Below are 23,201 nucleotides of genomic sequence, written 5' to 3' on the forward strand. Positions count from 1 at the left end.
CATGGAGTACAGGTTCCAGGGAACTACATCTGGCCTGAGGCAATTTCATTCAAGATCGTGGGCCACCAGTGGACCTGGTTAGCAAACGCATCCGGATCAATGTCGCTGAGCGAGGCCTTCAGTTGCGGCACCGGGTTGGAGGCCTTCTTTGATTGTCGGGCGTTTTCGAAGCAGTCGAGTGATTTCGTGATACAGAACATCAGCTGTGAAACGGATGTGTTGACGAACCATTTCAAAAAACCTGAGGCAGGAGTACCGTCCAGCAGATAGATGTTACCCGTGCCCGCTTCAATACAGAGCAGCTGTTCGAAGCAATGGCCGATCAGAACCCAAGAGCGCATTTCTTCGGGAACCTTATCGCCCAGCGGGAAATGGTCAGGCAGTGTACATAGACGGTTATTTCGCAGATGGTCGAAGTCGAAGCCCAGCAATTGTTTCAGTCGGGTAGTAAAAGGGGCAACGCCAACCTCCAGTAAATACTGGCAGGTCGCTTCGGGTAGTTCCAAATCCACCAGATCCCCTGCGGTGGCGCGTACCAACTGGTTTTTATCCCAGTAATTGAAGACTTCATCTTGGTGGGTGTTCATGTTCCCTACTTAACTGGTGTGAGGTTAGTTGAAAGATTTATCTTGCTGAAAAAACTGTGTACTTTTATAGAATGTTATCAGGAAGATCATAACGGCTTTTTTGGGTTGTGTCCTTAGCTGGGTTTTCCAATAAGTATTTAAGTATTAAGGGAACAAGGATGTCGAAATTCCTCTCATACACACGGTTCCTTCCAGATCGGTGTTTCCTGATCGGGGAAGAAGAAGGCGGGGATGCCGTCGCAGGTGGCGAAGGCGGCCTGGGGGCCAGATTGACTCGCAAGTGCTTTAGCCATCCGGACGATGAGTGTAATGTCGCCGTGCAGGCTCAAAAACTGGTTTTGATCTTTGTCTGTGAGACACTCAATACTGATAGACTCTTTCGGGCTGGTATGAGTACCACCGAAGGCCTGGTCCAGGAGCGGATCGTCAGATTCGTATTTCCAGTCGAAGGTTTCGACCGAATCAATCTGGGCTCTGAATTTGTCTTCTGAACCACTCAAGTCGCTGTTAAAGCTGTCCAGGGACTGCAGGACTTTTTTGAGATCGGCGCGGCTTACGGTGCGACCGGCGGGCGTCTCCTGCGAAATCGGCACACCACACTCGCGACCCCATTCCAGGAGCTGTGGTGTGACAGGCGTGAGAATGTAACTGACACTCATGTGGTCTCCCCCCGGGCTGCCAGGCCTGGTGTCTCATTTCAGGGCAATCAATCTGAATATTGTAGCGGCACTGGAAGAGCGGGTTCAAGTTAAGTGATCCTGGCACACGCGGACTCTGGTGTGTCCGCGGTTTGCCTGTTGGTGAACTTATTGTGGTCTGATGTGTCCGTGTACCAAAATGCTGCGCCAACGATGCGGTTCTGTCTGTTTTCCAGTTGAGGGGAGGTAATGAGATGTCACGACTAACTTGTTTCCGCCGTCGCCTCCCGTTTCGCAAACAGGCTGGTTGTATTCACAAGCTGCGCCGACAGGCTGTTGATTTTAAAATCACTCGGAATGCGCCCCGGGTTGAAGATTTCCTCGGGATTGATGAAGCGGGGTGGCCTGAAGCCTGGGAATACGACTATTACGATTCTGCCTCCGCTGCGGATCGGTTTTACTATCAATTTCAGCAGGCTTTGGAATCGCAGTGGAAGCGGCCTGTTGAGTTGCTGATTCCTCGTTCGTCTGCTGCGCAGGCAGATACGATGCCTGAAGAGAGAGAGGTGCAACTGGCGAGAACCGATCTGCTTCGGCTGGTGGAGCAACTGGAAACGCAGGCGGAGGAGGTGGCACGTGCCGTCAGTCAGTGTGGGATCAGGCAGGTCGCGTCCCTGATTCCCAAGACAGAACTTCCCGCTGCGATCCGGCGACTGGCTGCGCAACCGGTGGCGGACCCGACTTCAGAATCATTGAACTGGCTTTCGCTGGTGGTCTTCTTCAAGCCGTTCTGGATCCGGTCGGCTGAGTCCTGGACCGGACAGAGCAAGGCATCCCTGATCCAGCATCTGTTTGTGAACTACCCGGTACCGGAGTTTCTGATCGATGCCTGGGATCATTTTCAGGAAGCCGCCGAGCAGCGGTTCAAGTGGCAGCACTGGCTGATCATCCTGGGGCAGGGAGGGAGCTTGAGGCAGGTACCGGGGAAGACGTGGCGGAAAATGCAGCAGTATCTGTTTGATGTCCCCTGGCGTGAGTTGCCTGAGGTGCCTCGTACTCCCGCTCTGGCCTGTCTCTACGCAGAAGTAAGCCGAATTGGCGGTGATGTGCAGATCTGGAAGTGGCTGGCGCTGCATCCGGCGTTTGCCATTGATCCGACCGAAGCTGGTGGCGAGAACCTGATGGCGTTCTGGTATGAAACGGTCAACTGGCTGATTCGTCATCGTGATCAGCTTTCGGCTGAACTGAGTGAGCGTATCCTGGACTGGTCGATACATGAATTTCTCACTCAGGAAACGCTGCAGAGGAAGTTTACCTGGAAGGGACGCACCTTCGAGGCGATCTGCCAGTCTGCGCAGGAGTTTCACAGGCTGATCATCTTTGAGGGGTATTATGCTCATTTTGCTGCAGTGAGATGGGGGGAGCATGGCTGGGACTGGAGTTGGTCGGAGAAGTGGAACCAATGGAAAGTGCGCGAACTGACTAACGGCGTGGAGTTGCAGTATGAGGGAAAAATGATGCGGCATTGTGTGGCGGGATATGCAGGTCGTTGCGCGAAAGGAGCCTCTGCGATCTTTCGTCTGACTCGGAATGATCAGCCCTGTCTGACGCTGGAAGTCGATCCGCGAACGGGCGCGCTGGTGCAGGCGCGGGGGAAACAGAATCGGCGCGCGACGAAAGAAGAACAGCAGATCGTGGATCTGTGGTTGATAAGTAAGGTGAAACGGCTGGTATCAGTTTGTTGAATGTGTAAGGGGAGACTGATGCCCGTATTGTTCTCTCCCTGCTAAGGCAGCATGCAGCGGCCGCCGGAGAGGACCATCGTCTGGCCTGTGGTGAAGTTGCTTTCTTCGGAGAGCAGGAACGTGACGATCGCAGCGACTTCTTCGGTGGTGCCCATGCGGGGAATGGGGGTGGCTTCGATGATTTTCTCCAGATCCTCCTGGCTGACGGTGTCGAGGATTTCCGTTTCGATCAGACCGGGGGCGATCGCGTTCACGCGGATGTTGTCCCGGGCCCAGGCGGTGGCAATGCTCTGGGTGAAGGAGATCACGCCCGCTTTGCTAACCGCATATGCGATGGATTTGGGGCGGGGCTGCAGGCCGGAGAGGGAGCTCAGATTGACGATCCTGCCGAACTGACGTTTCAACATGCCCGGTTTGACCCGCCAGGTGACCAGGAAGGTTCCCGTCAGATTCACATCCAGCATCTGCTGCCAGGAAGCCAGGTCGAGTTCTTCATGGGTCTGATAGATGAACGTGCCCGAGTTATTCACCAGAAGTTCAATGTCCCCCAGCTGCGATTCGACCTCGCTGACCATGCGGTCGACTTCGGCTTCGACGGAGACATCACTTTGAACGACCATGCCGCTGCCACCCAGGGCTTCGATCTGTCTGAGCGTTTCTTCGGCGTCGGCTTTCCCGCTGCGATAACTGACGGCAACGCGGGCGCCTTCCTGCGCCAGTCTCAGACAACAGGCCCGGCCGATGCCGCGCGAGCCGCCTGTGACTAAGGCGACCCGGTTTTGAAAACGCTGAGGATTAAAAGTAGAGGGAGTCGTCATGGTGTGAAAATCCAATTTGCTGAAGTAAAAAAATGATCGTGGTCTCTTAGCGCAGTTTGTAGTATTTTTTCGGTGCGACGAGCATCAGTACCTGGGGGCCGACGATGAGGAACATGATCAGCGCGCAGGCAACCGCAGAGCCGGCAACGACAGGCAGCGTGCTCTTTTTCAGGAACAGCGGGCCGAGGAACGAGCCGGCTATCAGTCCGATCAACGGGGAGATCCAGAGCCACCAGTACGTATAAATCGCGGGGGCTTTAGCGCGGAGCCGCTTGCGGTAGGCGTCCAGTGGTTCCTTCGTGTCTTCCCAGTAGAAGGTTTTTAAGGCACGCGGTCCGCCACAGGAGGCACAGACGGTTCCCAGGCAGAGTTTAAAGGGATTGCATAAGCCTTCGAAGTCTTCGCCGTTGACCTGCGTTCCCTGTTTGCATTTTTTGTGGATGTAGACACGCCCGACTTTCAAGCTGTAAGAAGATTTTGCCATGCTGTTCTCGCTTTGATCAATGTATCGTCATTGACTGTTTACGGGATCCGGCGCGTCGCTGCCTTGGCCCTTGTTCAAGCGTGCCTGCTGGAGATCTATTGTAAACAGTCTGTTGTTACAGTGACCAGTGTGCTGGCAGGGCAGCGTGGCGGTTTCTGATTGGAAAGCGGGTTTAAGTCACCGCGCATGCAAAAACCGACGATTCTTTCACCCGGTTAGAATCATCGGCTTTGCTGGTGGGTAGACTTATATTTTCAGCTTGCTGCTGTCGGAGCCTCGTGTCTGAAGATTATTCAGACTGAGGACCGGCACAGCGGATGAGGTGGTCATGGTCGATGTAGACCACTTCTTTGGTCTGGTCATTGTGTGAGAATGGTACAGGCCAGTCTGAGCGGATTGTTTTGTCGTAGTACACGGTGCACTTGTAGTGACAGTGGTGCTGACGAGCTGGTCCGACCATCGGATAGAAACGGCATTCGCCAATCCGGTCCACAATCGGTTCAACAACCATGCGGACGTTGTTGCGAGTGGTTTCTGCCAGGAACCAGACTCCGCCGCCAGTTTTGTCCGGCAGGGCACGAATGACTTCATCCGGGCTGGGAGGATCAAGACAGAACAGGGGAGCGTGTTCGCCTTCTACGGGATCGAGAATCATCGCTTTGTCGTAGCGTTCTTCTTCCCAGTAGGTGTCTTCGATTAACTGTGACCAGTAAGCCGTCACAGGAATCAGAGGAGTGGTACGCCAGAAAACCGATCCGGCATAAGTCACTTCAATGAAGCCTTTGACCAGCGTACAGCCACTGGTGTTGAGTGTTAACAAGCAGGCACAGCCCAAAAGCAAAGCACGGCTGAATTGCTTCCCGATTTTGAACATCCTTCTTCCTCCGGGTGATTTTAACGTCGTCATGATATGAGGGGAGACTTCGTTTTCAGTGTTAGTGAGCGAATTGCTCTGGTAAGGAAATGTCACGGTCTGACGGTCGGCATCCTGCCTGTAATTGTCGGAACATGATTCCATATTCTTCTTATCGGACGCTTTGTCAGATAACCTTGTGAGAATTTGACGATTTTGACGATTTAACGGATAAAATCTGCTTTACGCCTTTTGCGGGCCGTCTGACCGCTGCTGCACTATAAAAAATGCCTTCCAGGAAGCGTTTTTCCTGAAAGGCATCGTTTTGCAGTCTTTTTGAATCCTGGTGGATTACCAGTTCTTAGGATTCATGAACCACCACCAGCGGTCTGTCCGAGGACGGAAGTTCAATTTCCATGATCCATCATCCCATTCCAGTTGAGCCTGTCGCCATCCCAGTGGTACCTGTGGGTAGGGATAGAAAGGTCCGATGTAAGGGAAGGCACTGGCAGAATACTCACTGGGGTATGCTACCTGAGCATAGTTAGGATAGTTAGCATAGGTTGGCCAGGCTGATTCTGGCAGGTGTGGGCTGTTGTAAACCTGGCTTGTTGGTCCAGGTCCCATTGCCGGGTGAGCCCCCATACCTGGATATCCTGGAGGTGGTCCCATCGCGGGAGGTCCAGCAGGACCAGGGCTTGGAGCCTGGTAGTTCATGTAGTTGGTCGGCTGAATCAGGGAAGCCTGCTGAGGAGCAGCCTGCATGACCTGCAGGTTGTTTTCTACAGCCCGGACACCCGGAACCTGTCGAGCAATCTGGGTTGCCATCTGTTTTTCCTGAGGAGAACCGATGGCTCCCTGCAGGATGGCAGTTCCGTTTTTGAAGCGAATTTCGACTTCATGAGCTGAAGCCAGGGCAGGCCCTAAAGCTTTAGCCAGCTTTTCTGCCATCTGCTGGTTGTTTGCAGCAGGTGCTGCACTGCGAGGTGCAGGAGCCTGGTAGGCAACCGTTTCGATGTTAGAACGTCGATTTTCAACAGATTGTTCAAATTGAGCCTGTTTCAGAGAGCCTTTCAGGAAAGGATCGGCCGCAGACGTCTGAGTAATCTCATTGGTTCTACGGAAAGGGTTCAAACTTGATTTCTGTGATTCTGGTCCCCTTGCAGGAGCAGAATTCGCAGCGACTTCAGTGACTTCGAGACGATTATCGACTCGTGTGACACCCTCGATTTGTGAGATCAATCTGGTGGCCTGAGCTTTTTGAGCTGCCGTTGGGATTTTACCCGACAGTACGGCGACACCCTTATTATACTCGATTTCCATGTTGTAACCGGTTAACCGGGCTGATCTCAGAGCGTCGGCGATTTCATTCGCCACTTTCTGATTGCTTGTTACTCTGCCCGATACAGCGGTCGAACTAGACTGTTCAGATTTCTTTGAAAAGAAATCCAAGGGTCCGGCCATTGTGATACCGGGAGTCACCGCCATGATCCCCAGCGTCAAGACCCACTTACGATACCGTTTCATGAACAACTCCGTTCCCAATTGAGTTTATTATGTTTTCGTCCATTACATCCGAGCGATATCTCTCGTCAGGTTTACACGGTGAGTCTTTCCTGCTGCGCAAACGAAACAATGAGATTGCTATCATGATTGATCGGTCATCTGGGTCCGGTTAAACAAGTTATTCTGATTATTTCGATGAAATTGGTTAAATGTTTCCGGCGAAAATTAAGGCGTATTACGGTAAGTGTCCTATTTGTAATGACTTATGTGAAATGTTTGATTCGGAAGTGTTTTGGGGAATCCAACACACAAGCGCAGCGTTTCAGGCAGGAGTAGTGGTCAAAGGTATTGTTCGATGTGAGCTGACTGGAAAATGTGCGCGTGTTCCCAGGGCATGCTGATCGTTGGGTGCAGGAAATCAGGCAGTTTTCCCAAAGGGAGATGTAAAAAAAAACATTCTTCGGCGATTGAGAACTTCTCTATGCGTAGTCATTCCAGAAATGAAATGTTATGCTAGCACGCATCCAGCAGGCAATTTTGCGCTGACAGTGCCGGAATTCCCCCAGCTAAGATGTGCTGGGAACGGTATTTCCTGACTGGATTCAGGCTTAATGCCCGAGGGTGTTCCTATATCAACTAACTAATAGAGTTCTATTTAACCAAAGAATACACAATGGCTCGAAAGTCTCCCAGTCGTCTGGAAATGCGTCGTCAGGCGGAAGCCGCTGAAGCGGAATCAAAATCATCGCCCAAGAAAAAAGCCACTAAAAAGAAGAAGGCGACCCGTAAAAAGAAGGCCGCCAAGGCTGAGGTACGTCGCCGCCTGTTCTGGGGTGTGTTTACCGGCAGTCTGAAAGAAGAATCACGATTTGCTTACGACCAGCGAGATGCTGCTGTCGAACGCATCGAGCAGTTACGGCTTAAAAACGCAAAGAAACTGTATTTCATTCAGCCGATTAAAGAATCTCTGGATGGAGAAGCTGTCGTTACCAGAGTTCCCGCCGATGATGATGTCGATGACGTAGAAACAGATGAACTCGCCAAAGTCGATGACGACGACGATATCGACGTGGATGCCGTAGACGATGATGTCGATGATGTAGACGACCTGGATGATGGCGATGACGGTGATGATCTCGGGGAGGACGAGGAAGATCTGGATGAGGATCTCGACTAATTTCCTGTTTTCAGATGCCCTGAAATCGTTTTACAATCACCCCACTATTCAAGTATGAATTGTGGGGTTTTTTCTTGCGATTCTGAACAACCTGGAACTGAGTGCTTCTGCTGTTCATTGATAAGGTCTGTCAAATGCAGGTTTTCCTACCACAACGACTGTCAGCTCTGTTTGTCGCTTCTCTCGGCTGGTTGTCTCTGCTTTGCCTGTTAACGACGGGTTTATCAGCCTGTTCGCAGAGCCCTGCTGTCGAGTCTGGCAAAAAGACTGCCGGGACAGATATCGAGGTGAAGGAGGGAGAAGACTGGCAGGTAATTTATATCGAGGATCAGAAAGTCGGCTATGCCCGGAATCAAACGCGGCTTGAAGAGCGGTCCGGTAAGAAAGTCGTACATAAGCAAAACGATTTTTATCTGAAATTCAAGCGTTTTGGCCAGACATTGAACATGTCTGTGCATCTGCAGACAGAAGAGAGCGCCCAGGGCGAACTGCTGTCGTACCAGTATGAGATGCAGAACCCTCCTGCCGGCTCCACCGTTTCGAAGGGTGTTGTCCAGGACGGGCAACTGACTGTTGAAACAAATATTGCCAATCAGACGGCACAGACAAAGCTGAAGTGGAAGCCCGATGATCATCCTCCGACCTATATTGATCGCGTATTTCGAGAATCTCCCATGCAGCCGGGTGAGAAGAAGTCCTTTTCGATGCTGCTGGCGGAGTTCAGTAAAATCACAGAAGTGAACCTGAAAGCGGTCGATTTTGAATCGGTGGTAATACCCGGTGGAACGGGAGTGAAGTGCCTGCACGTCGAAATGCAGCAGTCATTGATACCTGGTTTGACCACAGACCTTTATATAAATGAAGCGGGCGACTTGGTCAAATCGTCGACCGATTTTCTGGGTGCCAAGATGTATGTTTACCAGGCGAGCAAGACAGAAGCACTGAAAGAACTGTCTGGTAAGGAACTGGACCTGGCCATGCAGGCGCTGATTCCGGTCTCTCCCATTCCGCGGGCCCATGACACGGAGCAGGTCGTATATGAAATCGCGATGGAGAACGACGATCCCGCGAAGTACGTGGTTGCAGGTGATACGCAACAGGTCAAAAAACGGGACGCAAACCAGATTGAACTGACGGTAACAAAAGCACCGGTTCCTGAAGTCTTTCCAGCAGCCAAAATTGATGCGGAATTTGTGAAACCTACCCAGTTTCTCCAGTCAGCTGATGCCGGTGTGATGAAGCATGCGAACGCTGCGGTCGGATCGGAAACGAACCCCTGGAAACAGGCCCTGCTGATGGAAAAGTATGTGCACCAAAATTTGAAGAAGAAGAATTTCTCGACTGCTTTAGCCTCTGCGGCTGAAGTGGCCCGGAACATGGAAGGAGACTGTACCGAGCATGCGATGCTGCTGGCAGCGATGTTACGGGCTCAGAAGCTGCCTTCCCGGGTTGCCGTTGGTCTGGTCTATATTCCGACTCAGAAAAGTTTTTGCGGCCATATGTGGACCGAGGTGTTTCTGGATCAGCACTGGATTCCCCTGGATGCGACTTTGGGGAAGGGAGGGATTGGTGCCGGGCATATCAAACTGAAGGATTCGAGCCTGGCAGAAAGTGAGCCCGCCCCTCTGGCACTCTTCCTGCCCGTGATCCAGTCGGTCGGCAAACTCAAGATTTCGGTGCTCGACTGTCGCCCTCGCGCTCAGTAGGCGGCCTTTTTTCGGTGAAACGGTGTCTGTGGCGTTGTAACTCTTACATTTCTGAGACCCCTTTTCCGGTTTTCCGATTGCAAGAATTGCAAACGCGATCTGGCGGGAAAATTACTTCAAAAAATGTCTGATTCTAAATGCCTGTTTTTACAGTGTTTAAGCGATGAAACCAAAAAACTGGTATCGCTTCCAAAGTGAATGGCACGATTGCTGCTTTATTCTTGCTTCGGGTAAAGAGAGAGACCCAAAGAATTTTGAAGAGTTGAGAGACTTCAAGATTCAAGAGAGAAGAGAGAGACAATCCCACCGACCCGTGGAGGCGGGTCTGCCCACCCTGGGCCATTCCAAAACATCATCCCCATCTTAGAGCCGAGAGAATTCCCGTATTCTCTCGGCCCTTTCTATTTATAGACCCTGAGAAAACAGAACTGGTTTGTATTCGCCCCTTTCAGCAGCTGATGCTGAGGTGATTCAAAACCGGATTGAAGCGAGGCAATGCGGCTGTGGATCAGTTTCCATCGGGCATTGCGGGGAGTTCCCATTCTTCGTCATCTTCGTTTTCGCGCAGCGCATTATAGGCGGCACGCTGTTCGGCTTCCTTCTTTGTGGAGCCCCAGGCGGGTTCATATTTGTGTTCGCCTATAATCGCGGTGACTTTGAAGAACTTGGAATGATCCGGGCCTTTTTCGTCCAGCACTTCATAGATGGGAGTCTGGGAAAATTTCTTTTGCGAATATTGCTGTAACAAACTTTTATAGTTGTAGCCATGAACCGAGCGGGAGGCTTTGGAATTTTCGCGTTCGATGAGAGGGTCCAGAAACAGATGCACGGGTTCAATGCCGCCATCCAGATAGATCCCGGCGATGAGGGCTTCGAACATGCCTGCCAGCAGGGATTCCGGCAGGGTCTCTGTCATGGCAAGTCCTTTGCCGACAAAGATGAAGCGGTCGAGGCCTTTTTCCCGCGCCAATCGGGTACAGGTATTGCGGCTGACGACTGCAGATTTGATGCGTGTCAGTTCGCCTTCGGGGGCATTGGGAAATTGAGCAAACAGTTTTTCACAGACGAGCGAACCGAGGATCGCATCCCCCAGAAATTCCAGGCGTTCGTTCGAATCCATGCGGGTTTTGGCTGCAGATGTATGTGTCAGGCAGGATTTCAACAGCTCACAGTCAACAAACCGGTATCCCAGATTTTGTTGACATTCCTCAAGCAGTTGATCGATCTCCGCGGGGCTGAGATCGTATTGCATGCACGCCTCCCCTGATCTTTTTTTCTTCGAAAAATCAAAAAGGTCAATCGAAGAATTCTGAAAAGGGCCCGCGGAGAATTTTTTGAATGACCTTCGCTAAGTATAGACAAATATTAACATTAGCATCGATTTGAAAACATCAAAAAAAGTCTGATTAATAGAAATGGTCGAAAAATATTCAGGTTTTCAGGGAAAAGCTGCTCAGAATGAGGCTTGGATCGGGAGGGGATGAGAGGCAAAAATCTTCTTTTTTTTTAAGCATTCCCAACATATCTGCGGGAGACTCTCGTAGTAAGAGCAGACCAGCCGCTTGATGAAATGAGCAAAAGTTCAACGATGTGCACGCATCAGAATTCTGTTTTTCCTGATTAGGAAAGGTAGGGTTTCCGCCAGTCTTTTCCAGTAGAGTCATTTTAACAGAGGCAAATTGGAATGGGAGTCACGTTTCCTAATTAGTATTAGTTCTATAAAAGAGATGGCCCGAGTCATAACTGCAAGCCATACACTGTAGGAGGGTAAAATTAATGAAAGCGTTAACAGGAAATCGAAACTGGATGTTCGCTATTATCGCTAGCGCATGTCTGGTTGGCGCCGCGGTCGGAGTTGCTCAGAAAGATAAGAGCGCCGATCTGCCAACTGCTGCTAATGTCCATGAATTATCGAATGTATTTCGCGAAGTCAGCCGCCGGGCGATGCCGGCGATTGTGTCTATTGAAACGATCAGTAAAACATCTGAAGTCTCCGGGCAGCAGGTCATGCCCTTTGGTGACAATTCACCATTTCAGGAGCTCTTCGAAAATGATCCCCGTTTCAAAGACATGTTCAAGCAGTTCCAGAACCAGAAACAGGCTCAGCCACGACGGGCACCCCGTCGGATGGGAACCGGTTCCGGATTCATTATCAATAAAAACGGTCTGATCATGACCAACTCGCATGTTGTGAATGGTGCCGACGTTGTAAAAGTCACTCTGAATGATGGTCGTGAATTCACAGCCAGTGATATTCGTACCGACCCCCGTTCTGACGTCGCTGTGATTCGCATCGATGCACCAGACCTGCAGGCAGTTCCTCTGGGCGACAGTTCCAAAATGGAAATCGGCGACTGGGTTCTGGCGATCGGTAATCCGTTCGGCATTGGTATGAGTGTGACCAACGGTATCATCAGTGCGAAAAGCCGTGGTCCAGGGATCAATGACCGTGAAGACTACCTGCAGACTGACGCAGCGATCAATCCTGGTAACAGTGGTGGTCCCCTGTTGAACCTGCGTGGTGAAGTGATCGGTATTAACACCGCGATCTCCAGTCGCAGTGGTGGATACGATGGTGTTGGATTTGCGATTCCTGTCAACATGGCTCGCTGGGTCTCCGGCCAGCTGATTGATAATGGTAAAGTAGAACGAGCTTTCCTGGGTGTAGGCATTCAGCCGATCAGCAACGACCTGTCGAAATCATTCGACATCAAAGTAGGTCAGGGTGCCATCATCACACAGGTGATGGAAGATTCTCCTGCCGCTGCTGCTGATCTGAAGACGGGTGATATCATCCTCAAACTGGCAGGTAAAGATGTTTCCGGACCTCGTAACCTGCAGGGTATTGTCGAACAGCTGGTAGTGGGTAAGACCTATGTCATGGAAATCTTGAGAGACGGTAAACACGTCAACAAAGATCTGGTCATGAAAGCCATGCCCAACAGTTTCTCTGTCGCCAGGGATGAAAGTCCTGTGGAAGGTTCCAGCAAAGAGAAACAGAAAACCAGTGTGAATGAACTGAAACTCGAAGTTCAGCCTTTAACCGACGAACTGGCCAATCAGTTAGGATATTCCGACGGTATCACAGGAGTGGTGATCACTTCTGTCGAACCGGGAAGTGCTGCTGAAGAAGCTGGTCTGACGAAAGGGATGATCATCGAGAAGATCGGGACAACTGAAGTGTCTACCATGGATCAATTCAACCAGGGATTGAAAGAAGCGAAAGGCAAAGACAGTGTACTGCTGCTGGTGAGAAATCACAGTGGTGCCCGCTTTGTCGTGGTCCAGAAGTAGATTTCAGGATTGTGTACTCTCCTGAAAGGGGTGTCTGGTACAAGTCTTATCACTAAGGCTTGTGCCGGCCCCACAGCGGAAAGATTGTCCTCATAAGAAATTCCTCACCGCATCGTATGCGGTTCCGCGTGACGTCTCGGTGGTATTGCTGAAATACTGCCGAGACGTTTTTTTATGCGCTGCGAAGTCGCCGGCAGTTCCATCAGGTTGTCGGCTGTGCTTCTTTACTTCCGGAAACCATCTCAGACTGAATCTGACTGCTGTTAAACACGACTTCAATCAGAGTCGTCACGCCCCGATGTGATTTGGGGTTGTAACCTTTGCGAATCTGCAGACGCCAGACCAGTTCCCCTTTTAAATCGTCAATGCCCTGCTCGTTCGTTGCGACATAGGTTTCGAAACTTTCACCAGGCTTCAGTTCCTGTGGCTTCTTTTCCTGGTTGATATTCTGCCCTTTCAGGTTCCATTCCCAGGAGGGGGGCATGTCATAGACCAGCACCCGATTACCGTCGGTCTGTTTCTGATCCAGGCTGCTCAGAAAATTGTTGGCACGCATCTTCGCTTCGTCGGTCTTACCGGAGACCCTGGTGAGCAGCAGTTTCTGATCGAGGGGTTCGAAGGTCTGATCGTCTGAGACATTTTCGAATTTCAGGTAGAGCTTGAGCACGTCTCCCGTTGGTTCGCGCGTCAGGCTGGTATCGCCTGTGTAATGTTCAAATTCGAGAGGACCCCGTGTGACCCGCAGTGGCGTCACCAGAACATTCCCAAAGCGTCGGCCCGGGCCACCCAGTTGCAGGACATGGCCGGCAGGCAGTGTCGCGTTTTCGGGGATCAGCTGCAGCGCGATCTCATCATTTTTGACGGGAGGTTTCAGATCGGGCAGACTTTCCAGCTGATGCGGGTCTCCCTTGTATTTCGCATACAACAGCATCGCGAGCATGGCGGTGACTGCGATGGCATAGGTCAGTGTCAGCGTGAATAACTGTTTGGAGACCACTTTACCTTTGCGGTAGGTGGGGGGCGCAACCGGAGTTGCCGGCTCTTGAGAAGCCGAGGCCGGTATTGACGTGTCCGTAGCTGTGGTGGTTTCCGTGTCGGTTGATTCGGCAGCCGCTTCTTCACTTGCGGCTTCAACGGGTTGTTCTGTCTCGTCGGCAGTGGACGATTCCAGGTCGTCGGTTTCGTTTTCTGCTGCTTCTTCAGCGGGCTCTGTTTCGGCAGCAGGTTCCGTTTCGTCAGATGCTTCCGCGGTCGCCTCGTCTGTTGCCGCCTCTTCCACTTCGGAATCTGTCGTCGTTGATTCTGCGACGATGTCTTCTGTCTCTGTGGATTCGGCTGTTTCTTCTGATACTTCGGTTTCAGCGGTCGCTTCTTCTTCCGTCTCTGCCGCTGTTACTTCTGCTTCCGTTTCTGCAACGTCCGGTTTTGCTGTGTCGGACTCTGTTTCTGATGCCGTTTCGGTTTCATCGCTACCGCCGGGAAGAAAAGAGAAATTGGTCACCGGTCGTTCGGATTGTTTCTTGCCGTTTTTATTGTCGACGGCTCCGGGCAGAAATGAGAACGGGGAGGCAGAATCGGTTTCGTCTTCTGAGACGCCTGAATCCTCCGACGCCGCAATTCCGACTTCGGGGAGTGTGGACTGCCTTTCCTGTGGTTCGCCTGCCTCGTCGGCCGATTCGGAATCGACTGCTTCCATGGTGTCCGCATTCTCTTCCAGATCTTCTTCTGAAACCAGAACCGGCTCATTCGATTCGGGGTCAACCTGCAGATACTTCTCGCATAAAGGGCAGGCAACGATTTCTGAGACGGCTTCGATCTGGATGGAGCCTCCGCAAGAGGGGCAATTCACTTCAATACTCATCCATTGCTCCGGTTGGTTTGTGATTAGTTTTGGCTGTAGTAGAGGCAGGACCGGCGCTGGAGCGTCCGCGGGCGGGATCCGGCGAGCAGACTGGGAAATCTGGTACACGGGAAGACGATTCAGCGGGAATCCTGTGCTAATTGTATCCAGTCTATTCTGGCCTGTGTCTGGTAGTGAAGCAAGTTCGACCGCCATTCAAAGGGGACAAAAGACAAAACCGGCACGCTTGTCCATTGTTGAATCTGGGAAGCGTTCGTCTGACGGGATTCATCGCTGAGTTCAGGATCCACATCATTCAGGATCAGTCCCGCGATGGAGAGGCCCCGCTGCTGTAAGGCTTCAATCGTCAGCAGACTGTGATTGATCGTCCCCAGTCCCGCGCGGGCGACAATCAGCAGAGGGAGCTGCAGTTGTGCTGCGAAGTCGACGATCAGCATGTTTTCGGAAAGGGGGCAGAGCACGCCTCCCACGCCTTCGACCAGCAGGAAGTCTGCCTGATCCTGCCACCACTGTGCCCCTGCCCGCAGGAGTCCCTCGTTGATCTGTTGACCTTCACTGGCAGCAGCGACAGGGGGCGCCAGGGGGGCGTGAAAGCGTTGCGGGCAGATTCGCTCCACCGGAACAGCCGATTGAATGGCATCGGACAGCTGTTCGACATCCGGCCAGTGACAGGCTCCGGTATTTTCGTCCCGCACGCTGCCGCTGCACGCAGGTTTGTAAACGCCGGTCTGCACACCTTCTGCCACCAGCTGGCGGGCAATGGCAGCGGTGATATAAGTCTTGCCGACATCCGTATCGGTGCCCACGACCATCAATCCGGGGATATTTAATGAAAAAACGTCCACATTCCATTCCTCAAGCCATGCAGGCAATTATCACTTTTACGGAACAACTGTTTGTCTCTGCTTGCGATCAGGGCGGTATCGCTTTTATGATTATACAGAGTGAAGCGTGTTCTGCAGCCGTGCTGAGGCCTGAAAAAGCTGGCATCTGCGACGTACGCTGTTATTGAACCTCATAACGGGCAAATCGACGAAGTTGCACTAGAATTCAGATCGAGTCATGAAACGTAAAAAAAGTTCTTCCGGCGGTGCAAGCCTGGATTCTCTGCTGGATACGATGACCAACGTGGTAGGGATCCTCGTGATCATGCTGACCGTCACTCAGCTGGGCGTGGGAGAAGCCGTCAATCGTATCACCAGCGCGATCGACGAAGAGGATATGAAACGCGCTGAAGAGAAGGTGACAGAGCTCGACGAATTGCTGAAGCTCGAGAAAGAGCAGCTGGAGACTGTGAAAGAATTGACTGCCGATAAAACGTCGGTCAATCCGGAAGAGCAGAAGAAACTGGCAGAAAAACTGAAGAAAGAGCTGGAGAAATTAAAAGAGATCCAGGTCAATATCGAGAAACTGAAGAAAGAGATCGACGAGCGCGACAAGCAGGTGAAATCACTCGAAGAGAGTATTGTCACCAAAGAGACAGAGCTGGCAGACATCAAAGCGAAGCTGGCGAAAACTCCGGACCCGGGGCCGACGCCGAATGCCAAAATCGTGAATCTGCCTAATCCGCGCGACGCTCCCAAAGAAGCCCGGGCCATCGATTATGTCTGCCGCCACGGTCGAATCATGCGGGTTGATATTCCCCTGCTGCAGAACCTGGCTTTGACGGCGATCGCTCAGAGTCGGCTCGTGACCGCGCCGGAGCAGGCCATCGATTGCGACAAACTGGTCAACGTGTTCGAAAACAAGAATGTCGGCAATCGTGACTGGCGCATCAAACTGAAACCGGTGGGCGGAGTGCCTTACCTTGTGCTCGAATTACGCGATGGGCGCGGCGATACTTCAGAACGTCTGCGGAGATCATCGGCGCTATTTCGTCAGGAACTGCAGAAGATCAATCCGCAGCTCTTTTATCTGAATTTTCGAGTCTGGTCAGACAGCTACGATACCTACCTGGTGGCACGGGAATATGCGGATCAGAAAGATGTGATGGCGGGCTGGACTGCTTTGGACAGCGGTTCTGAATTTCGAGTCCCTCTGGGGGGGAATCTGAAGCTGACCTGCGAAGGTTACAAGCCGCCTCCGTCCCAGCCGGCTGCTCCCGAACCTGATCTACCGCCGCCAACAGAACGGAAGCTGCCCGGCAATAAAATCGACTGATTTCCCGCGCTGAACGGATTGGTACTGCGGGTCTCCAGTGTCTGTAGATCGGTTCAGAAGCGTGATGAGAACGGCGTCTGAGGTGTTTCCTTTATTAACAAGGATCTATAAAGCCTTTGACAGGAAAACTCAACGTGGCTTTGCCAGTTTGACAGTGGTGGCTGTGGTTTTTGGTTTCCTATATTCTCTAATTTATGCAGACTTTGGCTGTTAACGCTCTGATAATCATCAGTGTATTTTGATGATAAAGTAACTGGAACGTTTTCTCATGCTGTCCTCAACAGACGGTCGATTCAGTGTTATGTGGCCCTGTAAATCAGGGTACTGAGGAATTAAAACGTTCCTGTCTCAACACGAGGTTGATAAGGCTGTGGTCATCGAATCTTCGCCCCGGTATTCACTGGAAATCAAGAAGGGAAAAACCAGTTTTCCCGTGCGGCCTGTGACAGGTGGCCGCCTGACGATTGGAGCAGGTTCCTGCTGTGGTCTTCAGGTCACCGGTCGAGAGATGCCGATCCTGCATTCCGTGATTCATGTCGAAGAAGATGTGGCCCGGATCGAAGCCATCGTTTCTCAACCTCAACTGTTATTGAACGGGATTCCGCTTCGCACCTCAGAACTGTCCGATGGGGATCTGATTACGATCGGGCCCATCGAATTTGTGTTTTGTCAGTCCAGACCACATACAGCAACGAGCATTTCCACCGCTGGCTTATCTGGCTCGCCGCTTCAGACGAGCGCACCAATCACCCCAGATAAAAAAAGAGATCACTTTATGACCAAAGAAACTACTCTGAAGGACCTGTCTGCGTCCGAACTTGTTGATCTGATTGAACAGGATTTTCACCTGATTGAGAAATACGAATCACGTCGGGAACAGGGTGCCGCTGCCCTGCTGTCTCAGCTTCATCAGTTGAACGAGGAACAGGAAGAACAGGAATTCCAGCAGGAGTCGCTTTCTGAGCAGGAACAACTGGTGCTGCTGGCAGATCTCGAAAACATGATGCAGGAACTGACACGGTTCTCGGAAGAACTGCATCAGCGAGCCGATCAGTTATCCAGCCGCGAAAAGCAATACGAAGTCGCTGCTGCCTCTTTACTGGAAACCCAGGAGAAACTGGCTTCACAACTGGACCGGACACTGGACCACGTCGGATCGATCAACCGGGATCGCGATGAAGAAAGCGGTCCTCAGCGGGCGATTGCCTGATCTGAATCAGATACATTCTTTTATCCTGTGTGCAATCAGACCTCTGATTCACACAGGATTTTTTTACGCCTGTCATGCACTATTACGGGTAAAAAGAAAGGCAACTCACTTAAGTTGAGTTGCCTGTAAACAGCTTGAGTTCTGCTGTGGTATCAGGACGCTTCGCGAAACCGGAGCGATGGTTTTTCGATGGTGACAATCGTGTTCGGCAGCACGCTTTTCATCAGTGAGACACTCGCGCCGATGACGGCGTCCTGGCCAATTACCGTGTCGCCTCCCAGAATCGTGGCATTGGCGTAAATCACCACCCCTTTTTCGATGGTGGGATGCCGTTTCTGTTCGCGAATGATGCGGCCTTCTGAGTCTTTCGGGAAGCTCAATGCCCCCAGAGTGACCCCCTGATAGACTTTCACGTTTTCTGCGATCTCACAGGTTTCCCCAATCACAACCCCGGTACCGTGGTCAATGAAGAAGGAATGGCCGATGGTGGCACCCGGGTGAATATCGATCCCCGTCTGTGCATGAGCCCATTCCGACAGCATACGCGGGATAATGGGGACTTCCAGTTTGTACAATTCATGGGCGATCCGATAGATCGTAATTGCTTCCAGTCCGGGATAGCAGAAGATGATTTCATCAAAGCAGGTCGCAGCCGGGTCGCCGTCTAACGCTGCCTGTACGTCGGTAGCCAGTGCGCGGCGGATTTCCGGGATGGTCTCCAGAAACTGGATCGTTTTCTGCTGTCCAACGGCTTCGAAATCGATCTGGTTGAGTTTCTCGCAGTCGGCGCCATGTCTCTGGACATGCTGGTGCCGTAACGCGCGACCGATTTGCAGGGTCAGGATATCGTGCAGGGAATCGATGATGTTTCCCACATGATAAGTGACGTTGCCCAGATGCAGATTCTGACGGCGGCTGTAGCCGGGGAAAATGACGTCTTTCAGTTCCTGTGCCGCTTCAATGACGGCGTCCTGGCTGGGAAGCGGGCAATGGCCTAAATGATGAATCGTCCCAATTTCATGATAGGTTTCGACGATACGATCTGTCAGTTCGGGGAGCCGCTCTTTTTGCCGGAAATCCGTAGCCATGAGAATTTTCCTGCTTGTCATCTGGTAATGGGTGTTAAAGCTGTGATCTGTGGTCAGAGCCTGTGATCAAGACAATTCTCGATCGGAATAAGTTCTGTAAATTGCCTCAGCTGACAGGCATCTTTCCTGAATTCTATGCTTGCCGACAAAAAGTCTACAAGTAGACAACGAAAAAATGCCTTCTCTAATTTCAAATCGGCGTCTGAATGACTGGAAATTGAGAAATTCTCATATTCCTTACAGCCCTCGCAGGGAATACAGGTTTCATGCTTGTGACAGTCTACCAGAATCAGGTCGGGTTCTGTTCAGCTTCAGTGGTGTGTTGTCACGGAGAAATAAATCTAAGTGCTATCTCATGAATGGGATAGAGAAAAAATGAGCGAACAGTTTACCCAACCTGAATTTCCTCAATCCGTTCAATCCCTCCCCGGCAATACGCCGATAGAAAGCAGAGTGAGGGACCCGGTCTGTCGGCTTCCCGTCACTGCTGTGCAGAGCTTTTTCCGACAGGGATGAATCGTGACGAATTCTACCAGACTGCTGCGCTGGCTGACGCCTCCTGTTCGACAGGAGCGCGACGACTGGACTTTGCTGCGATCCTGCGCGGACGATGCGGAGCTGTTGGCCACTGATTCCGACGCCTTCCGCCGGTTGCGGATTTCCTATCGCGAGTTGAATCAGCAGAATCAGGAATTAAAGATCGCGCCGCAGCTGAAAGTTCTGACGCAACTGCAGGCTCGTGTCCAGGTGATTCTGCTCCGCTGTCGACTTTACCTGGATACACACCCGACCCATTCCGTTTCGCAGGCACAGGAACCAATCCTGACGCGCATTCTGGATTACCTGCGCGAGGAACAGCGGTATATCCGACAGCAGCTGCTGCTGACTCAGACAACAGAACATTATGTCAAACAGTTAAAACTGGCGACGCAGGATGTCTGGACGAAAACGTACTGCTGTCCGAATCTGCTGCTGAACCTGATACGCAAAATCAAAAATGATGACGTGCACCTGCATCAGCCGGGCGAATTCCTGTTCGCTTCACTGGATGATATTCAGGATCGGATTGGTGCACAGTTACAGGATGCCGAACTGTCCGCGTACCTGCGGGGGCTGGAAACCGCACGACTCACCTATTTCGTCAGTCGCAAGATCACTGCCTGGCAGGAAAGCTGTGAACTGTTAATGATCGCCGGGCTGTTACATGACCTGGGCTGGCTGATGATCAAGTCGCGAAAGAATACACGTGCTGAGAAATCAAAAACCGATCAGTCTGAAATCGAGCAGGGACACCCGGCGCTCGGTGCGGCGTTGCTGGGCGGGTTGCGGGGATTCCCGGGCGACTCCTACCTGACGGAAGTCATCTCACAACATCATGAGCGCCTGGATGGAACCGGTTACCCGCGGGGCCTGCATACTTCTGCGTTGGGTGAATATTCGCGTCGGCTGGCGGTGGTCTGTCGTTTTCTGGAACTGAAGAATATTGAACGTGAACTGACGGCGGACGGCATCCGGACGTACGAACGCGAAGAAGTCGCATTTGCCGCGGCGCTGCAGCTTTTCCGAGAGGCCCGACGCGGTGAATGGGATGAGACGGTTGTCGATCAATTTCTGTCTGCATTGGATGAAAGCCTGCTGGAAACGCTGATCGAAGCCGATCGGCATAACGACCCGTTCACGCTCAAGCGATTTCAGCAGCAGCGAAGGGATGATGCGCACGAGTCGATCCCTCCGCCACATTTTTCGATCGAATCTTCTACTACCGAGTCCGCTAACCTGACTGAAAACCATTCCAAGTCATGACGCAAAAAAACAACTCGCAAAGCGAGCTGGCTCTCACCGAGAGCAGTTACTGGCGCGAAGCACGACAGCCTCTGGTCTGTCTGGTGTTTCTGGCACCGTTGCTGCTGATCTACGAGTGGGGCGTGCTTTCCATGGGCGGCAATCAGCCCGAACTGCTGCGTAACGGAGCCGATTACTGGATGCGCAGCTGGCTATCGCAGCTGGGTTTCACGCAGACTTTTCTGCTGCCTGCGCTGATCGTCGTAACGCTGTTGCTGTGGCATATCTTCTGCAAGCATCCGTGGAAGATCTCGGGCGAAACATTAATCGGGATGTTTGCGGAAAGCCTGCTGTTTGCCTTTTGCCTGATTGTCTTAGGGCAGGTGCAGGATCTGGTTTTCCAGCAGTTGCCTTCACCCACGCTGATGTTCATCGAACGCGAGTCCGCGACACGGGTCGTCAGTTTTGTGGGGGCCGGCGTCTATGAAGAAGTGATGTTCCGCCTGCTGTTACTGCCGATCTGTTACCTGATCTTTCGTGGCATGCTGCTGGAGGTCCGGCCTTCTGCGATTCTGGCGATCATCTCAACCAGCCTGATTTTTTCCCTGGCGCATTATGTGGGCGCTTCAGGAGATCAATTCTCGGTGTTCAGCTTTACGTTTCGCACGGTCGCCGGTCTGTTTTTTGCCGGCCTGTTCTTTCTGCGCGGTTTTGGAATCACGGTCGGTGCGCACGCCACCTACGATATTATTGTCGGCGTGATGCTCGAAACGACTGTGTGACCGCTGACTCTCACCGCAGCAGTTCAGAGCTTACCAGAAACTATAGTAGCTGCCTCGTCCGTAGCCGGTGTTCCAGCCGGACTGAAACACAATACTGCCGTACAATGTCGGGCGATAAGGCCAGACGCCGCAGTAGTAGCCGTAAAATCCCGAATTGGCGTATCCAAAGTAGGACCCGGGAGCAGCGAAGTAAGATCCGTCATAAGGCAGATAACCGCCCCAGAGCGGTGCGTAACTGCCGAGGTATGGCGTGTAGTTCCCATAATAGGGGACGTAATTCGAGATGACATTCCCCGAGTAAGGCGAACAGTAACAGGACGAGTAGGAATACCAGGCGTTACAGAAGGGGCGGGGATAAAACGAACTGCCTGCCCAGGTGTAGCCGACGCCGGCGGGATAGTGGTTGATGCCATAATAGCCGGGACGGTAATAGCGATAGCCGGCGACCGCGGCGTAAGGCCGGTACCGATAGTTATAACGCCGGGCACCATATCCGTAGAATGACGAACGGTAGTACGAATAGGAACGCGGGTAGCCGACAGAATAGCGGTACGTTGAGTATCGTGGATAGTGCCTGTAGACAGAAGAAGAATACGGCGTGTGATAGCGGGAAACGGAAATCGGTCGTGCGGCGAGCGCGGTTGAAGACTGGAGCCCCGCCAGCACCAGCAGACAGCTGCTGAGGACGAATGTTCGTATCGAGAATTTGAAATAGTCGGTCATGATTTCGGTTTCCCGTCTTCCATGACGTTGATCAAAAATAGCTGCTCTTAAAACTCAAACAGTGATTGCGTTTTTACCACAGCCAGTTCATCCGGAAAGGTATGAAACGCATGGATCAGCAAACTGGATTTGTTTGCTTCAAAGTCGATGATGCTCAAGGCGCCGGGTGTCAGGCGGCTTTCGGAAACAAACTGATACGCCAGGTCAGCACGCTGTGCATCCATCAGATATTCTTCATGGACGTTTTTGAAGATGGTGTAATCCAGTTCTTCCAGTTGATAGCTGACCTGATAATACAGGCCCGATTCGACCTGCACGGAATCAGAACGGCAACCCCGCACCGGCTTTTCCAGTAAACGTTTCTGGCTGGGGAGTGGATTCTGAAACGATGTCAGGATCTCACAAACGGTTTTCCCTTTATGCTCAATACAGGCGATATGCCCGGTCTCACACACTTTCAATACCGCGGAGAAATTCTTCTGTCTGATTTCTGCCGTGGCGCAGGTGGTATAAAGTTCCGGGTGAATCGAACGCCCTATCAAGCGAAAGATCAGATCATTAACCTTCGGTCTGGCGGATCGGACATTCATTATCGTGAATCCAATAAATGGAAATTGGTATCTCGTAAATACTTATGATCACAGATTGTCGCGCGATCCTGCAGGCAGAATCGACTCATTTCTGAAATCATCCCCTGATTCTAAGCGATCCCGAGACCAATTCCAAACAAGCTTTGGCCAGATTTTCAAACTCCCTTTCTATTTTCCAGAACGCCGGTTTTGCAATT

General features: G+C 51.9%; 21 protein-coding genes. 9 read left to right on the top strand and 12 right to left on the bottom strand.

Annotated elements, in window-relative coordinates:
- Nucleotides 1-23 precede the first annotated feature (23 nt).
- The gene (locus ACN0YN_RS11780; protein ID WP_417385199.1) at nt 24-587 is read right to left on the bottom strand and encodes an SUKH-4 family immunity protein; all 564 of its coding nucleotides are present in this window, start codon (nt 585-587) and stop codon (nt 24-26) included.
- 173 nt (nt 588-760) lie between these two features.
- Complete coding sequence (locus tag ACN0YN_RS11785; RefSeq protein WP_417385200.1) at nt 761-1,246, bottom strand: hypothetical protein; 486 nt, start codon at nt 1,244-1,246, stop codon at nt 761-763.
- 233 nt (nt 1,247-1,479) lie between these two features.
- On the opposite strand from ACN0YN_RS11785, the gene ACN0YN_RS11790 reads away from it, so the two are divergent.
- Complete coding sequence (locus tag ACN0YN_RS11790; protein ID WP_417385201.1) at nt 1,480-2,970, top strand: PcfJ domain-containing protein; 1,491 nt, start codon at nt 1,480-1,482, stop codon at nt 2,968-2,970.
- A 41-nt stretch (nt 2,971-3,011) separates the two neighbouring features.
- Here the strand turns inward: ACN0YN_RS11790 and ACN0YN_RS11795 are convergent, their stop codons facing one another.
- From ACN0YN_RS11795 to ACN0YN_RS11810, 4 genes are all read right to left on the bottom strand, one after another.
- The gene (locus ACN0YN_RS11795) at nt 3,012-3,788 is read right to left on the bottom strand and encodes an SDR family NAD(P)-dependent oxidoreductase (RefSeq protein WP_417385202.1); all 777 of its coding nucleotides are present in this window, start codon (nt 3,786-3,788) and stop codon (nt 3,012-3,014) included.
- Between the two features lie 46 nt (nt 3,789-3,834).
- Complete coding sequence (locus ACN0YN_RS11800) at nt 3,835-4,272, bottom strand: hypothetical protein (protein WP_417385203.1); 438 nt, start codon at nt 4,270-4,272, stop codon at nt 3,835-3,837.
- A gap of 289 nt (nt 4,273-4,561) precedes the next feature.
- A complete protein-coding gene (locus ACN0YN_RS11805) occupies nt 4,562-5,290 on the bottom strand; it encodes a hypothetical protein (RefSeq protein ID WP_417385204.1) in 729 nt (242 codons plus the stop codon).
- A 186-nt stretch (nt 5,291-5,476) separates the two neighbouring features.
- Nucleotides 5,477-6,652 (bottom strand): BON domain-containing protein, encoded by a 1,176-nt coding sequence (locus tag ACN0YN_RS11810; protein ID WP_417385205.1) that lies wholly within the window; start codon nt 6,650-6,652, stop codon nt 5,477-5,479.
- 652 nt (nt 6,653-7,304) lie between these two features.
- On the opposite strand from ACN0YN_RS11810, the gene ACN0YN_RS11815 reads away from it, so the two are divergent.
- On the top strand, nt 7,305-7,808 hold the full coding sequence (locus tag ACN0YN_RS11815) for a hypothetical protein (protein ID WP_417385206.1): 504 nt from the start codon (nt 7,305-7,307) through the stop codon (nt 7,806-7,808).
- A gap of 134 nt (nt 7,809-7,942) precedes the next feature.
- The gene (locus ACN0YN_RS11820) at nt 7,943-9,514 is read left to right on the top strand and encodes a transglutaminase-like domain-containing protein (protein ID WP_417385207.1); all 1,572 of its coding nucleotides are present in this window, start codon (nt 7,943-7,945) and stop codon (nt 9,512-9,514) included.
- A 508-nt stretch (nt 9,515-10,022) separates the two neighbouring features.
- Here ACN0YN_RS11820 and rnc read toward each other — a convergent pair.
- Nucleotides 10,023-10,766 (bottom strand): ribonuclease III, encoded by a 744-nt coding sequence (gene rnc / locus ACN0YN_RS11825; RefSeq protein ID WP_417385208.1) that lies wholly within the window; start codon nt 10,764-10,766, stop codon nt 10,023-10,025.
- A gap of 524 nt (nt 10,767-11,290) precedes the next feature.
- Between rnc and ACN0YN_RS11830 the strand changes: the two genes are divergently transcribed.
- The gene (locus ACN0YN_RS11830) at nt 11,291-12,808 is read left to right on the top strand and encodes a Do family serine endopeptidase (protein ID WP_417385209.1); all 1,518 of its coding nucleotides are present in this window, start codon (nt 11,291-11,293) and stop codon (nt 12,806-12,808) included.
- A 202-nt stretch (nt 12,809-13,010) separates the two neighbouring features.
- On the opposite strand, the gene ACN0YN_RS11835 is transcribed toward ACN0YN_RS11830, so the two are convergent.
- Together ACN0YN_RS11835 and bioD are read right to left on the bottom strand one after the other, a co-directional pair.
- Nucleotides 13,011-14,669 (bottom strand): hypothetical protein, encoded by a 1,659-nt coding sequence (locus ACN0YN_RS11835; protein WP_417385210.1) that lies wholly within the window; start codon nt 14,667-14,669, stop codon nt 13,011-13,013.
- Nucleotides 14,670-14,788: 119 nt separating this feature from the next.
- The gene (gene bioD, locus ACN0YN_RS11840) at nt 14,789-15,514 is read right to left on the bottom strand and encodes a dethiobiotin synthase (protein ID WP_417385211.1); all 726 of its coding nucleotides are present in this window, start codon (nt 15,512-15,514) and stop codon (nt 14,789-14,791) included.
- Between bioD and ACN0YN_RS11845 the strand changes: the two genes are divergently transcribed.
- The 3 genes from ACN0YN_RS11845 (at nt 15,499) to ACN0YN_RS11855 (ending at nt 18,039) form a co-directional block, all read left to right on the top strand.
- On the top strand, nt 15,499-15,681 hold the full coding sequence (locus ACN0YN_RS11845) for a hypothetical protein (protein WP_417385212.1): 183 nt from the start codon (nt 15,499-15,501) through the stop codon (nt 15,679-15,681). The two genes, bioD and ACN0YN_RS11845, sit on opposite strands and share 16 nt — an antisense overlap.
- Nucleotides 15,682-15,731: 50 nt before the next feature.
- On the top strand, nt 15,732-16,829 hold the full coding sequence (locus tag ACN0YN_RS11850) for a hypothetical protein (protein WP_417385213.1): 1,098 nt from the start codon (nt 15,732-15,734) through the stop codon (nt 16,827-16,829).
- 370 nt (nt 16,830-17,199) lie between these two features.
- Complete coding sequence (locus ACN0YN_RS11855) at nt 17,200-18,039, top strand: FHA domain-containing protein (protein WP_417385215.1); 840 nt, start codon at nt 17,200-17,202, stop codon at nt 18,037-18,039.
- 152 nt (nt 18,040-18,191) lie between these two features.
- On the opposite strand, the gene ACN0YN_RS11860 is transcribed toward ACN0YN_RS11855, so the two are convergent.
- Complete coding sequence (locus tag ACN0YN_RS11860; protein ID WP_417385216.1) at nt 18,192-19,127, bottom strand: serine O-acetyltransferase; 936 nt, start codon at nt 19,125-19,127, stop codon at nt 18,192-18,194.
- A gap of 519 nt (nt 19,128-19,646) precedes the next feature.
- Between ACN0YN_RS11860 and ACN0YN_RS11865 the strand changes: the two genes are divergently transcribed.
- Together ACN0YN_RS11865 and ACN0YN_RS11870 are read left to right on the top strand one after the other, a co-directional pair.
- A complete protein-coding gene (locus ACN0YN_RS11865; RefSeq protein ID WP_417385217.1) occupies nt 19,647-20,930 on the top strand; it encodes an HD-GYP domain-containing protein in 1,284 nt (427 codons plus the stop codon).
- A complete protein-coding gene (locus ACN0YN_RS11870; RefSeq protein WP_417385218.1) occupies nt 20,927-21,691 on the top strand; it encodes a CPBP family intramembrane glutamic endopeptidase in 765 nt (254 codons plus the stop codon). Before ACN0YN_RS11865 ends, ACN0YN_RS11870 begins: the two co-directional genes overlap by 4 nt.
- A gap of 30 nt (nt 21,692-21,721) precedes the next feature.
- Here the strand turns inward: ACN0YN_RS11870 and ACN0YN_RS11875 are convergent, their stop codons facing one another.
- The gene (locus ACN0YN_RS11875) at nt 21,722-22,414 is read right to left on the bottom strand and encodes a hypothetical protein (RefSeq protein WP_417385219.1); all 693 of its coding nucleotides are present in this window, start codon (nt 22,412-22,414) and stop codon (nt 21,722-21,724) included.
- Nucleotides 22,415-22,461: 47 nt separating this feature from the next.
- Complete coding sequence (locus tag ACN0YN_RS11880) at nt 22,462-23,004, bottom strand: DUF2617 family protein (RefSeq protein ID WP_417385220.1); 543 nt, start codon at nt 23,002-23,004, stop codon at nt 22,462-22,464.
- Between the last annotated feature and the right edge of the window lie 197 nt (nt 23,005-23,201).

Origin of the sequence: Gimesia sp., assembly GCF_048260065.1 — a bacterium.
In the GTDB taxonomy this organism is placed as follows: Bacteria; Planctomycetota; Planctomycetia; order Planctomycetales; family Planctomycetaceae; genus Gimesia.

Coding starts and splice junctions, on each gene's coding strand:
- ACN0YN_RS11780 (WP_417385199.1), bottom strand. CDS start 587: ATGAACACCCACCAAGATGAAGTCTTCAATTACTGGGATAAAAACCAG.
- ACN0YN_RS11785 (WP_417385200.1), bottom strand. CDS start 1,246: ATGAGTGTCAGTTACATTCTCACGCCTGTCACACCACAGCTCCTGGAA.
- ACN0YN_RS11790 (WP_417385201.1), top strand. CDS start 1,480: ATGTCACGACTAACTTGTTTCCGCCGTCGCCTCCCGTTTCGCAAACAG.
- ACN0YN_RS11795 (WP_417385202.1), bottom strand. CDS start 3,788: ATGACGACTCCCTCTACTTTTAATCCTCAGCGTTTTCAAAACCGGGTC.
- ACN0YN_RS11800 (WP_417385203.1), bottom strand. CDS start 4,272: ATGGCAAAATCTTCTTACAGCTTGAAAGTCGGGCGTGTCTACATCCAC.
- ACN0YN_RS11805 (WP_417385204.1), bottom strand. CDS start 5,290: ATGGAATCATGTTCCGACAATTACAGGCAGGATGCCGACCGTCAGACC.
- ACN0YN_RS11810 (WP_417385205.1), bottom strand. CDS start 6,652: ATGAAACGGTATCGTAAGTGGGTCTTGACGCTGGGGATCATGGCGGTG.
- ACN0YN_RS11815 (WP_417385206.1), top strand. CDS start 7,305: ATGGCTCGAAAGTCTCCCAGTCGTCTGGAAATGCGTCGTCAGGCGGAA.
- ACN0YN_RS11820 (WP_417385207.1), top strand. CDS start 7,943: ATGCAGGTTTTCCTACCACAACGACTGTCAGCTCTGTTTGTCGCTTCT.
- rnc (WP_417385208.1), bottom strand. CDS start 10,766: ATGCAATACGATCTCAGCCCCGCGGAGATCGATCAACTGCTTGAGGAA.
- ACN0YN_RS11830 (WP_417385209.1), top strand. CDS start 11,291: ATGAAAGCGTTAACAGGAAATCGAAACTGGATGTTCGCTATTATCGCT.
- ACN0YN_RS11835 (WP_417385210.1), bottom strand. CDS start 14,669: ATGAGTATTGAAGTGAATTGCCCCTCTTGCGGAGGCTCCATCCAGATC.
- ACN0YN_RS11845 (WP_417385212.1), top strand. CDS start 15,499: ATGAAAAAACGTCCACATTCCATTCCTCAAGCCATGCAGGCAATTATC.
- ACN0YN_RS11850 (WP_417385213.1), top strand. CDS start 15,732: ATGAAACGTAAAAAAAGTTCTTCCGGCGGTGCAAGCCTGGATTCTCTG.
- ACN0YN_RS11860 (WP_417385216.1), bottom strand. CDS start 19,127: ATGGCTACGGATTTCCGGCAAAAAGAGCGGCTCCCCGAACTGACAGAT.
- ACN0YN_RS11870 (WP_417385218.1), top strand. CDS start 20,927: ATGACGCAAAAAAACAACTCGCAAAGCGAGCTGGCTCTCACCGAGAGC.
- ACN0YN_RS11875 (WP_417385219.1), bottom strand. CDS start 22,414: ATGACCGACTATTTCAAATTCTCGATACGAACATTCGTCCTCAGCAGC.
- ACN0YN_RS11880 (WP_417385220.1), bottom strand. CDS start 23,004: ATGAATGTCCGATCCGCCAGACCGAAGGTTAATGATCTGATCTTTCGC.